This window comes from Paraburkholderia strydomiana (genome assembly GCF_031456815.1).
GTDB lineage: Bacteria > Pseudomonadota > Gammaproteobacteria > Burkholderiales > Burkholderiaceae > Paraburkholderia > Paraburkholderia caledonica.
Genome location: NZ_JAVDVL010000010.1, coordinates 229,837 through 242,121, shown reverse-complemented (window position 1 = coordinate 242,121; position 12,285 = coordinate 229,837). Strand labels below are relative to the sequence as shown.

The 12,285-nt window shown below is 60.5% G+C and carries 8 protein-coding genes; 6 read left to right on the top strand and 2 right to left on the bottom strand.

Annotated features, from left to right (window positions below):
- Nucleotides 1-20: 20 nt before the first annotated feature.
- Nucleotides 21-536 carry a MarR family winged helix-turn-helix transcriptional regulator gene (locus J2W46_RS25175; RefSeq protein ID WP_087753238.1) on the bottom strand — a complete coding sequence of 172 codons (516 nt, stop codon included), beginning with the start codon at nucleotides 534-536 and terminating at the stop codon, nucleotides 21-23.
- Nucleotides 537-882: 346 nt separating this feature from the next.
- On the opposite strand from J2W46_RS25175, the gene typA reads away from it, so the two are divergent.
- The 6 genes from typA (at nucleotide 883) to J2W46_RS25145 (ending at nucleotide 10,724) form a co-directional block, all read left to right on the top strand.
- A complete protein-coding gene (gene typA / locus J2W46_RS25170) occupies nucleotides 883-2,709 on the top strand; it encodes a translational GTPase TypA (RefSeq protein ID WP_020070123.1) in 1,827 nt (608 codons plus the stop codon).
- A 307-nt stretch (nucleotides 2,710-3,016) separates the two neighbouring features.
- Nucleotides 3,017-5,878, top strand: a complete 2,862-nt coding sequence (locus J2W46_RS25165) for a 2-oxoglutarate dehydrogenase E1 component (RefSeq protein ID WP_310357172.1) — start codon at nucleotides 3,017-3,019, stop codon at nucleotides 5,876-5,878.
- A 144-nt stretch (nucleotides 5,879-6,022) separates the two neighbouring features.
- A complete protein-coding gene (gene odhB / locus J2W46_RS25160) occupies nucleotides 6,023-7,312 on the top strand; it encodes a 2-oxoglutarate dehydrogenase complex dihydrolipoyllysine-residue succinyltransferase (protein WP_020070125.1) in 1,290 nt (429 codons plus the stop codon).
- A gap of 151 nt (nucleotides 7,313-7,463) precedes the next feature.
- Nucleotides 7,464-8,894: a dihydrolipoyl dehydrogenase gene (gene lpdA / locus J2W46_RS25155; protein ID WP_027804962.1), complete on the top strand. Its 1,431-nt coding sequence runs from the start codon at nucleotides 7,464-7,466 to the stop codon at nucleotides 8,892-8,894.
- 87 nt (nucleotides 8,895-8,981) lie between these two features.
- Nucleotides 8,982-10,079, top strand: coding sequence for a cell division protein ZapE (gene zapE, locus J2W46_RS25150; protein ID WP_020070127.1), 1,098 nt, complete (start codon nucleotides 8,982-8,984; stop codon nucleotides 10,077-10,079).
- Nucleotides 10,080-10,250: 171 nt separating this feature from the next.
- A complete protein-coding gene (locus tag J2W46_RS25145) occupies nucleotides 10,251-10,724 on the top strand; it encodes a transposase (RefSeq protein WP_020070128.1) in 474 nt (157 codons plus the stop codon).
- A 102-nt stretch (nucleotides 10,725-10,826) separates the two neighbouring features.
- On the opposite strand, the gene J2W46_RS25140 is transcribed toward J2W46_RS25145, so the two are convergent.
- Nucleotides 10,827-11,312, bottom strand: coding sequence for a DUF2147 domain-containing protein (locus J2W46_RS25140; protein ID WP_087753234.1), 486 nt, complete (start codon nucleotides 11,310-11,312; stop codon nucleotides 10,827-10,829).
- Between the last annotated feature and the right edge of the window lie 973 nt (nucleotides 11,313-12,285).

The following is a 12,285-nucleotide window of genomic DNA, read 5'->3' as shown; positions in this document are numbered from 1 at the left end:
TGGACGCTGCAAGCAATTTCTTACGATTTGCTGTCGTAATTGCTTGCCGCATCACGGGTCAGTCCCGTTTGTTCGCCAGAATTGAGCAGCACGCGACGCAGCATGCTCTTCAGAAAGCCCACTTCTTCCGGGGTGAAGCCGGAGAGCAGGTCATCCAGTACACCGTTGAAGATCTTCGGCATTTTGGCCGCGATCGCATGCCCTTCCGGCGTGAGTGCAAGACGCACGACGCGCCGGTCTTCGTTGCTGCGCACCCGCGTGAGCAGGCCGCGCTTTTCGAGGCGATCGATCAGACGCGTGACGGCGCTTGCGTCAATGCCGTATTCGCGCGCGAGTTCGGCCGCCAGCAGGCATTTCCCGCTCGCCACCATGAACAGGATGCTGCCTTGCTGACTGGTAATGCCAAGCTCCGCCATGCTGCGCTGGGTAACCAGGTTCGACATGGTCGATTTCACGCGCGACAGCAGATAGCCGACACTTTCGCCTAGCTGGTATTCGCTGATCTCAGGCGCTGGGGTGGTGGACGGCTCCGTCATGATTCTCGTGCGAATGCAATGGTTGACTAGGCACAATTATAAGAGTCGGATGATTGACGCGGCAAGCGTTATTACAGCTTAGGCAAGGAAATATCCGCGCTCAAGCAAGAATCGGCGCGTTTTCGCGTAGGGCTAAGGCCGATTGGACGTCAGATTTACTCATGCGGGAGTGGGGCCGCAGCGCTTCCTATCAGGGAATACCAGAAAGCGTCATTGGTGCGTGCTATAATGTTGGGTTCCCAAAAGTGCGCATTGGGCTTGTCGTGGTTTTTATCCTCACATTGCTCTTATACGAAGAGCGAAGCGGCATGAGCAAGCGGCGCACTCAACTGTCTCCAGGTTTCCTATGACCCGCGCCCTACGCAACATCGCCATCATTGCCCACGTCGACCACGGCAAGACTACGCTCGTCGACCAGCTCCTCCGCCAGACCGCCACGTTCCGTGACAACCAGCAGGTTGCCGAGCGTGTGATGGACTCGAACGACATCGAAAAAGAACGTGGCATCACGATTCTTTCGAAGAACTGCGCGGTCGAATATGAGGGCACGCACATCAACATCGTCGACACCCCGGGCCACGCGGACTTCGGCGGTGAAGTGGAACGCGTGCTGTCCATGGTCGACTCGGTGCTGCTGCTGGTGGACGCCGTCGAAGGCCCGATGCCGCAAACCCGCTTCGTGACCAAGAAGGCACTGGCGCTCGGTCTGAAGCCGATCGTCGTGATCAACAAGGTGGACCGTCCGGGCGCGCGCATCGACTGGGTGATCAACCAGACGTTCGACCTGTTCGACAAGCTGGGCGCGACCGACGAACAGCTCGACTTCCCGATCGTCTATGCGTCGGGCCTGAACGGCTATGCCGGTCTGACCCCGGACGTGCGTGAAGGCGATATGCGTCCGCTGTTCGAAGCCGTGCTCGAGCACGTGCCGGTTCGCGCGGCCGACCCGGAAGGCCCGCTGCAACTGCAGATCACCTCGCTCGACTACTCGTCGTATGTCGGCCGTATCGGCGTGGGCCGTATCACGCGTGGCCGCATCAAGCCGGGCATGGCCGTTGCCGTGCGTTCGGGTCCCGATGGCGCGATTCTGAACCGCAAGATCAATCAGGTCCTGTCGTTCAAGGGTCTCGAGCGCGTGCAGGTCGAGTCGGCTGAAGCCGGCGACATCGTGCTGATCAACGGTATCGAAGAAATCGGCATTGGCGTGACCATCTGCTCGCCGGAACAGCCGGAAGCGCTGCCCATGATCACCGTCGACGAACCGACGCTGACCATGAACTTCCTCGTCAACTCGTCGCCGCTCGCCGGCCGCGAAGGCAAGTTCGTCACGAGCCGTCAGATTCGTGACCGCCTGATGAAGGAACTGAATCACAACGTCGCGCTGCGCGTCAAAGAAACCGGCGACGAAACCACGTTCGAAGTGGCCGGCCGTGGCGAACTGCACCTGACCATTCTCGTGGAAAACATGCGCCGTGAAGGTTACGAGCTGGCCGTGTCGCGTCCGCGCGTCGTGATGCAGGAAATCGACGGTGTGAAGCACGAGCCGTATGAGAACCTGACCGTCGACATGGAAGACGCGCATCAGGGTGGCGTCATGGAAGAACTGGGCCGTCGCAAGGGCGAAATGCTCGACATGGCGTCGGACGGCCGTGGCCGCACGCGTCTCGAATATCGTATTTCGGCGCGCGGCCTGATCGGCTTCCAGTCGGAATTCCTCACGCTCACGCGCGGTACGGGCCTGATGAGCCACACGTTCGACTCGTATCAGCCCGTCAAGGAAGGCTCGGTTGGCGAGCGCCGCAACGGCGTGCTGATTTCGCAGGACGACGGCGCAGCAGTCGCTTATGCGCTGTGGAAGCTGCAGGACCGCGGCCGTATGTTCGTGTCGCCGGGCGAGCCGCTGTACGAAGGCATGATCATCGGCATTCATAGCCGTGACAACGACCTGGTCGTGAACCCGATCAAGGGCAAGCAACTTACCAACGTCCGTTCATCGGGTACCGACGAAGCAGTGCGCCTCGTGCCGCCGATCCAGATGTCGCTGGAATACGCGGTCGAATTCATCGACGACGACGAACTGGTCGAAGTCACGCCGCAATCCATCCGTCTGCGTAAGCGCTACCTGAAAGAGCACGAGCGCCGCAGCGCGAGCCGCAAGGGCGCGGTAGATTGAGCAGCGCGCAACGGCCTCTGGCCTTCGCTTCAGCTGTTAGTGAAAAGCCACCTTCGGGTGGCTTTTTACATTTCCGGAGCGCATTCGCGTTATTGGAAATTGCCGCTGAAGCCCGTCGCTGAAGGCCCGGGCGGCGATCCGTCTGCTATCTGCGATATCCGTTATGTGATATGCTCCCCGGGTGCAAAGTTTTAGGTCCTTCCAAGCAAGACTTGATTCGCGCAATCCGCTAAACGGTCAGGCCGTGTCGCGGAAGGTTCTGTAACCCGCTATTTCTCGAGAAACTCGAAGAAAGGTGAGCGTAAAAATGATGAAGCAATTCCAGTCGAACTCTTATCTGTTCGGCGGCAATGCTCCGTACGTAGAAGAAATGTACGAAGCATATCTCGACAACCCGGCGTCAGTGCCCGAGAACTGGCGCAGCTATTTCGACGCGTTGCAGAATGTACCTGCATCGGATGGCACCAATGCCAACGACGTGGCCCATGGCCCGATCGTCGAATCGTTTGCACAACGGGCCAAGGCCAACGCCTTCATCCCGCGCACGGCAACCGGTGGCGAAGACCTCGCTACCGCGCGAAAGCAAGTCTATGTGCAGTCCCTCATCGGCGCATATCGCTTCCTCGGCTCGCAATGGGCCAATCTCGATCCCCTGAAGCGCCGCGAACGTCCCGCAATCCCCGAACTCGAACCCGCGTTCTACGACTTCACCGAAGCCGACATGGACCAGGAGTTCAGCGCCACGAATCTGTATTTCGGATTCGAGAAAGCGTCGCTGCGTGAGATCGTCAAGGCATTGCGCGACACGTACTGCGGCACGATCGGCGCCGAGTACATGTACATCAGCGATCCGGAACAGAAGCGCTGGTGGAAGGAAAAGCTGGAGTCGATCCGCTCCACGCCGAATTTCTCGAACGAGAAGAAAAAGCACATCCTGAATCGCCTGACGGCTGCTGAAGGCCTCGAGCGCTTCCTGCATACCAAGTACGTCGGCCAGAAACGCTTCTCGCTGGAAGGCGGTGAAAGCTTCATCGCGTCGATGGACGAAGTCGTGCGTCACGGCGGCGCACGCGGCGTGCAGGAAATCGTCATCGGCATGGCTCACCGTGGCCGTCTGAACGTGCTGGTCAATACGCTCGGCAAGATGCCGGCTGACCTGTTCGCCGAATTCGAAGGCAAGCACGTCGACGACCTGCCGGCGGGCGACGTGAAGTACCACAAGGGCTTCTCGTCGGACGTCTCGACCGAAGGCGGCCCGGTTCACCTGTCGCTCGCGTTCAACCCGTCGCACCTCGAAATCGTCAACCCGGTGGTAGAAGGTTCGGCGAAGGCGCGTATGGACCGTCGCGGCGACGACAGCGGCCTGCAAGTGCTGCCGGTGCAAATTCACGGCGACGCAGCTTTTGCCGGTCAGGGCGTCGTGATGGAAACGCTGAACCTCGCGCAAACGCGCGGTTACGGCACGCACGGCACGTTGCACATCGTCATCAACAACCAGATCGGCTTCACGACGTCGGACCCGCGCGATTCGCGCTCCACGTTGTACTGCTCGGACGTCGTCAAGATGATCGAGGCGCCGGTGCTGCACGTGAACGGCGACGACCCCGAAGCGGTGGTTCTGGCCACGCAGCTGGCTATCGACTTCCGGATGCAGTTCCACAAGGACGTCGTGGTCGACATCGTCTGCTTCCGTAAGCTGGGTCACAACGAGCAGGACACGCCGGCTGTCACGCAGCCGCTGATGTACAAGACCATCGCAAAGCATCCGGGCACGCGCGCGTTGTACGCGGAAAAGCTGGTGCAACAAGGCGTGATCACGGCCGAAGAAGGCGAGGAATTCGTCAAGGCCTACCGCAAGGCGATGGACGAAGGCCATCACACGGTCGACCCGGTGCTCTCGAACTACAAGAGCAAGTACGCGGTGGACTGGGTGCCGTTCCTGAACCGCAAGTGGACCGACGCGGCCGACACGGCTGTGCCGCTCGCGGAACTGAAGCGCCTCGCTGAGCGCATCACCACCGTCCCGGAAAACTTCAAGGTTCACCCGCTCGTCGAGCGCGTTCTGAACGACCGTCGCGCAATGGGCCGTGGCGAAGCGAAGCTCGACTGGGGTATGGGCGAGCACCTCGCGTTCGCGTCGCTGGTCGCCTCCGGCTATGCGGTGCGCCTGACCGGCCAGGACTCGGGCCGCGGCACGTTCACGCACCGTCACGCGGTGCTGCACGATCAGAACCGCGAGCGCTGGAACGACGGCACTTACGTGCCGCTGCAGAACATCGCCGAAGGTCAGGCGAAGTTCACGGTGATCGACTCGGTGCTGTCGGAAGAAGCGGTGCTCGGCTTCGAATACGGTTACTCCACGGCTGAGCCGAACACGTTCGTCGCATGGGAAGCGCAGTTCGGCGACTTCGTGAACGGCGCGCAGGTTGTGATCGACCAGTTCATTTCGTCGGGCGAAGTAAAGTGGGGCCGCGTCTCGGGCCTGACCATGCTGCTGCCGCACGGCTATGAAGGCCAGGGTCCGGAGCACTCGTCGGCGCGTATCGAACGTTTCCTGCAACTGTGCGCAGACCACAACATGCAAGTGGTCCAGCCGACCACGCCGGCGCAGATTTTCCACCTGTTGCGCCGTCAGATGATCCGGTTGTTCCGCAAGCCGCTGATCGTCGCTACGCCGAAGTCGCTGCTGCGTCATAAGGAAGCCGTCTCCGATCTGTCGGAACTGGCGAAGGGTTCGTTCCAGCCGGTGATCGGCGAAGTCGAGGAAACCATCGACGCGAAGAAGGTCAAGCGCGTGCTGGTGTGTTCGGGCCGCGTGTACTACGACCTCGTCGCGCATCGCCGCGAAGCGAAGGCGAACGACGTTGCGATCGTGCGTATCGAACAGCTGTATCCGTTCGCTCACAAGCAGTTCGAAGCGGAGATCAAGAAGTACGACAACGCGACGGAAGTGGTCTGGGTGCAGGACGAGCCGCAGAATCAGGGACCGTGGTTCTACATCGAGCACCATCTGAAGGAAGGCATGAAGGAAGGACAGAAGCTGGCATACAGCGGCCGTCCGGCTTCGGCTTCGCCGGCAGTCGGTTACTACGCGAAGCACTACGAGCAGCAGAAAGCGCTGGTCGAAGGCGCTTTCGGCCGCCTCAAGAGCGCGTCGATCGCTAAATAAAGAGAACAGACGAACCGGGAAAGCGCAGCGCGCTTTCCCGCGCCGCGTTCAGCGACCGCATAAAGGTCCAGACGCGGCAGACATGGTTCGCAGGCGGTCGTCGTTCACCGCGCCGTCACCCGATACGTATTCAGGATATTCATAATGGCTATTGTTGAAGTCAAGGTTCCCCAGCTGTCCGAGTCGGTCTCGGAAGCCACGATGCTGCAGTGGAAGAAGAAGCCCGGCGAGGCTGTTGCCCAGGACGAAATTCTCATCGAAATCGAGACCGACAAGGTCGTGCTCGAAGTGCCGGCACCCTCGGCCGGCGTGCTCGCGCAAGTCATCGCGAACGACGGCGACACCGTCACGGCCGATCAGGTCATCGCCAAGATCGACACGGAAGGCAAGGCAGGCGCCGCCGCTGTCGAAGCGGAAGTGAAACCGGCTCCGGCCGCCACGCCCGCACCGGCCGCCGCACCGGCGCCGGCTGCTCAAGCCGCATCCGCAACGGGTGCGAACACCGCTGCTTCGCCGGCTGCCGGCAAGCTCATGGCGGAGAAGGGCTTGTCGTCGGGCGACGTCGCTGGCACGGGCCGCGACGGCCGCATCACCAAGGGCGACGTGCTGACGGCAGGCCAGGCCGCTCCGGCTGCGAAGCCCGCCGCGCCTGCACCGGCTGCGGCACCGAAGGCCGCCCGGCCGTCGCTGCCGGACGTCAAGGGCCCGGCATCGGCCGACCAGTGGCTGAAGGACCGTCCGGAGCAACGCGTGCCGATGTCGCGTCTGCGTGCGCGTATCGCCGAGCGTCTGCTCGAGTCGCAGCAAACCAACGCCATCCTGACCACGTTCAACGAAGTGAACATGGCGCCGGTGATGGACTTGCGCAACAAGTACAAGGACAAGTTCGAAAAGGAACATGGCGTGAAGCTCGGCTTCATGTCGTTCTTCGTGAAGGCGGCTGTTCACGCGCTGAAGAAGTTCCCGCTGGTGAACGCGTCGATCGACGGTAACGACATCGTCTATCACGGCTATTTCGACATTGGTATCGCTGTCGGTTCGCCGCGCGGTCTGGTGGTGCCGATCCTGCGCAATGCAGATCAGCTGAGCCTCGCCGAAATCGAGAAGAAGATTGCCGAATTCGGCCAGAAGGCGAAAGACGGCAAGCTGTCGATCGAGGAAATGACGGGCGGTACGTTCTCGATCTCGAACGGCGGTGTGTTCGGTTCGATGCTGTCGACGCCGATCATCAACCCGCCGCAGTCCGCGATTCTCGGCGTGCACGCAACGAAGGAACGCGCCGTGGTGGAAAACGGCCAGATCGTGATCCGCCCGATGAACTACCTGGCGCTCTCCTACGATCACCGGATCATCGACGGCCGTGAAGCCGTGCTGTCGCTCGTCGCCATGAAGGATGCGCTGGAAGACCCGGCGCGCCTGCTGCTCGACCTGTAAGCGCTGCTTTTATCGGTGCCGGCTTGCGATCGCGCGAGCCGGCGCCATATAAAGCATCAGGCAAGCACCACGTCTTTCGCATTCCGCAGTACAGGAACGACCCGCGCCACGAAGTGTGGCCGCGCGCCGTTCCGTCATCAAAAGGATTGTCATGTCCAAAGAATTTGACGTCGTCGTGATCGGCGCAGGCCCTGGCGGTTACATCGCCGCCATCCGCGCAGCGCAGCTCGGCAAGACCGTCGCATGTATCGAAAAATGGAAGAACCCGGCCGGCACGCTGAAGCTCGGCGGCACGTGTCTGAACGTGGGTTGCATTCCGTCGAAGGCGCTGCTCGCGTCGTCGGAAGAATTTGAAAACGCATCGCATCACCTCGCTGACCACGGCATCTCGGTGGAAAACGTGAAGGTCGACATCTCGAAGATGATGGCCCGCAAAGACGGCATCGTCGAAAAGATGACGAAGGGCATCGAATTCCTGTTCCGCAAGAACAAGATCACGTGGCTCAAGGGTCACGGCAAGTTCACCGGCAAGACGGACGCCGGCGTGCAGATCGAGGTGAGCGGGGAAGGCGAAACGGAAGTGGTTACGGCGAAGAACGTGATCATCGCCACGGGTTCGAAAGCACGCCATCTGCCGAACATTCCGGTCGACAACAAGATTGTCGCCGACAACGAAGGCGCACTCGCTTTCGACACGGCACCGAAGAAGCTCGCCGTGATCGGCGCAGGCGTGATCGGACTCGAACTCGGCTCGGTGTGGCGCCGTCTGGGCGCGGAAGTGACCGTGCTCGAAGCGCTGCCGGAATTCCTCGGCGCGGCTGACCAGGCGCTCGCGAAAGAAGCGGCCAAGCAGTTCAAGAAACAGGGTCTCGACATTCACGTCGGCGTGAAGGTCGGCGAAGTGTCGACAACCGAGAACAGCGTCACGATCAATTACACGGACAAGGACGGCAACGCGCAGAAGCTCGAAGCCGACCGCCTGATCGTGTCGATCGGCCGCGTGCCGAACACCGACAACCTCGGTCTCGAAGCGATCGGCCTGAAGGCCAACGAACGCGGCTTTATCGATGTCGACGATCATTGCGCGACGGCCGTGCCGAACGTCTACGCGATCGGCGACGTGGTTCGTGGACCGATGCTCGCGCACAAGGCCGAAGACGAAGGCGTGCTGGTCGCTGAGATCATCGACGGTCAGAAGCCGCATATCGACTACAACTGCATTCCATGGGTGATCTACACGGAGCCGGAAATCGCGTGGGTCGGCAAGACGGAACAGCAACTGAAGGCGGAAGGCCGCGAAGTCAAGACGGGCCAGTTCCCGTTCATGGCGAACGGCCGCGCGCTCGGCATCAACAAGGCGGACGGTTTCGTCAAGATGATCGCCGACGCGAAGACCGACGAACTGCTCGGCGTGCACATCATCTCGGCGAACGCATCGGACCTGATCGCGGAAGCCGTGGTGGCGATGGAATTCAAGGCGGCGTCGGAAGACATCGGCCGCATTTGCCATCCGCACCCGTCGCTGTCGGAAGTCATGCGCGAAGCGGCACTCGCCGTGGACAAGCGCGCACTGAACATGTAATCGCGCACGCCTGACTGAACGTACTCTGGCATCACCACAAAGGCGGGCGGGTTCACTCCCTCCCGCCTTTCTTTTCGCAGCAACACAATGAACGTCACCGAATACTACGAAAAAGAACTGCAGACGCGGGGCTACCAATCCGACCCGGCGCAACGCGCGGCGGTCGACCGTCTGCAGCGGTGCTACGAAGAGTGGGTCGAGTACAAGTCGCGCCGCTCGAATGCGTTGAAGAAGCTCATCAACCGCCCGGACCCGCCGCGCGGCGTGTACATGTGGGGCGGAGTAGGGCGCGGCAAAAGCTTCCTGATGGACAGCTTCTACATGATCGTGCCGGTGCAGCGCAAAACGCGGCTGCATTTCCACGAATTTATGCGCGAAGTGCATCGCGAACTGGAAGAACTGAAAGGCCAGGCCGATCCGCTCGACGAACTCGCACGACGCGTTGCGAAGCGCTACCGGCTGATCTGCTTCGATGAATTTCACGTGTCGGACATTGCCGATGCGATGATCCTGTACCGCCTGCTCGACAAGCTCTTTGAAAACGGCGTGCAGTTCGTGATGACGTCCAACTACGACCCCGACACGCTGTACCCTGACGGCCTGCACCGGGACCGCATGCTGCCGGCCATCGAGCTTATCAAGGAGAAGCTCGACGTGATCAACGTCGATGCAGGCATCGACTACCGGCAACGCACCCTCGCTCAGGTGGAGGTGTATCACACGCCGCTCGGCGCGGCCGCCGACAAGGCGTTGCGCGACGCGTTCGCGCGCCTCGCCGCGGTCCCTGACGAAAGCCCGATCCTGCATATCGAAAAGCGCGAGTTGAAGGCGCTGCGCAAGGCCGACGGCGTTGTCTGGTTCGATTTTGCGACGTTATGCGGCGGTCCCCGTTCGCAGAACGACTACCTTGAACTGGCGAGCCGTTTCCACGCGGTGATTCTGTCAGCGGTGCCGCAGATGTCGGCGCGCATGGCGTCGGAGGCGCGCCGCTTCACGTGGCTGATCGACGTGTTCTACGACCACAAGGTGAAGCTGCTGATGTCGGCTGCGGTGCCGCCCGAGGAACTTTACGTCGATGGCCCCATGGCTAACGAATTCACTCGCACGGTCTCCCGGATCGTCGAAATGCAGAGCAAAGAGTATCTTGATGCACCGCGCCGGATCGTCGATACGTCGCTGACCTGAGCAGGGCCCGGGCTGTTTCGGGATACCCGCGGGCGCTCCTTTTGCGATAGCTCACGCCGCTTCGGCCTAGCGGACTAGGTCGAAAGGCGTATTTTCAGGATTCGGATTGCTCTGATGTTCCGTGTTTGGGCGACTGGCTATCTTTGTCGAGTATCTGACAAAGGAGAAACCATGAACCCCTACCGCGATATGAACGACGAAGAGTGGCAACGCATTGCGCCGTTGCTGCCCGAACTGCGCCCGCGCTCTGAACTACGCGGACGCCCGCTTGCCAATACACGTTCTGTTCTGAACGGCGTGTTGTGGGTAATGTATAGCGGCGCTACCTGGTCTGCCATGCCGCGCAAATACCCGTCTTATCAAACCTGTCATCGCCGCTTCAAGGCCTGGTACGAATCAGGCGTATTAAAGCGCGTCATGGAGCAGTTGTTCGGCACAGCGAGTGAAGAACTTTGCGCAATGATGGAGGCGCGCATGCGCACGCACCTGAGCGCGGAACAGAAAAGCGTGGTCGCAGTAGAAAAGGCGCCGGTGCCGGCAGCGCCCACGGCGCATACGTCGCCCACGTTGCAAAAGCCGGCACCGGCCAAGCCCTTGCTGTCTTCCCCGTTTGCTTTCGCGTCGCCCTTCAAACACGCTGCATGACGACTTCAATTACGCGAGATCACGTAAAAACGGCCGCACGATAATATCGTCGGCCGTTTGTCTTTGTCTTTTGGATTGATCAGCGCGGGCCGCGCTCATTCACTATTGCTGACGAACCCACGTTTGCGATCGGCCAAGCAACGACACGCCGATGTATCCGCGCACAACGAGCTTGTTGCCGCCTTCTTCCAGATGCATTTTGCACTTGTATAGCTTGCCGTTTTCGGGGTCGAGGATCTGCCCGTGATCCCAGGCTTCACCGTCCTTTTTCATGTCGCTAATGATGGTCATGCCGAGAATTGGCTGGTCCTTGCGCGCGTCGGTACATGCAGTACAGCGGCGATCTGGCTGGTCGTTCGGACCGAGACCCTTGATTACCTTGCCGCTTAGCGTGCCACTGCCGTCCTGGGAAATCTGCACGAGTGCCTTTGGCTGGCCGGTGTGATCGTCGATAGTCTGCCAGGTGCCTACCGGAGTGTCCGTTTGCGCCATCGCGGTGACAGCGCTGGCGAGAAGCACACCGGCAAACGCTGCATGTTTCGCTGTGCGAAGCGCGACCGCGCGAGCGCGTTGAGTGAACTGCATCATTGTCTTCCTCCTTGTTAAAAGACGGCGCGATCGTGGTCGCGCAGCGTTTTTGGCATCGCGTGAAGCCGTATCACGAGACCTTGGACTCGCGAATCTCGCGTGATGCTTCGGGTTCTCCTGACGCCAGCGGCGCGAGCCCGGCTCGCGGCTTCGTATGGCCGCTTCATGTCGTCAGCGCAGAACACGTTAAGTGTGCGTCAAAGTGCGGCTGTCGTTTGATAGTGGAACCTCTAATCAGACTGCGGCACTTTGCGGCTGTATTGAACTGATACCAGAGCATGGCTTCGATATGCGGCCTGAACGACGTGCTTTCGACGAGTGTTTTGCCGGACGCTTGTAGCACCTACAGGTCGCATGCTGTAGTACTTCGTGTCGTCGGTCCGAGGGCTGAAATGATCGGATTAAGGTCTCAACGGCGCGTAAGATCCCGCATGCAGACGAACGTGCGTCGTATCGAACAAAGCGCACGGCGTGACATTGTGCGCAGTCACGCGAAGCCTGTGTGAACGCAGGGCAGCTCTGCGACATTGGACTTAGCCCGAGTGGCCCGATGCCTCGCCCGTTAATCGCGTTAATGCGGGATCCTTATCAATTACGGGTTCCGAAACTGCATGGCGATGTCATGAACCGGCTCGTCAACGTGTTCAAGAGTTCTGGAGTCGCTGGAGCTGACTGAGTCGACCGTCACCACACCCGAGACGCCCGTCAGTTCCAACAGTAGGGCGCTGACTGGATCAAACGCTCGACTGCATCTGCGCCGAACCCTGCGACACGTTGAAAGCGCATGCCCCGCGCGGCGACCTCCGCTCCTGACGCAGCGATTGCAACCTCCTATCGTCTGCCGTCCCTAGAACCAGACGAGGCGGCATCTTCGCCAATTGACAAGACCACCCTCCGCTGGAAGGCCTAACTCAGGACACCCGGTCGGTACAAATTTTCGACGAACAGCCCGAAGTTCGCGAAAGTGAGTAAT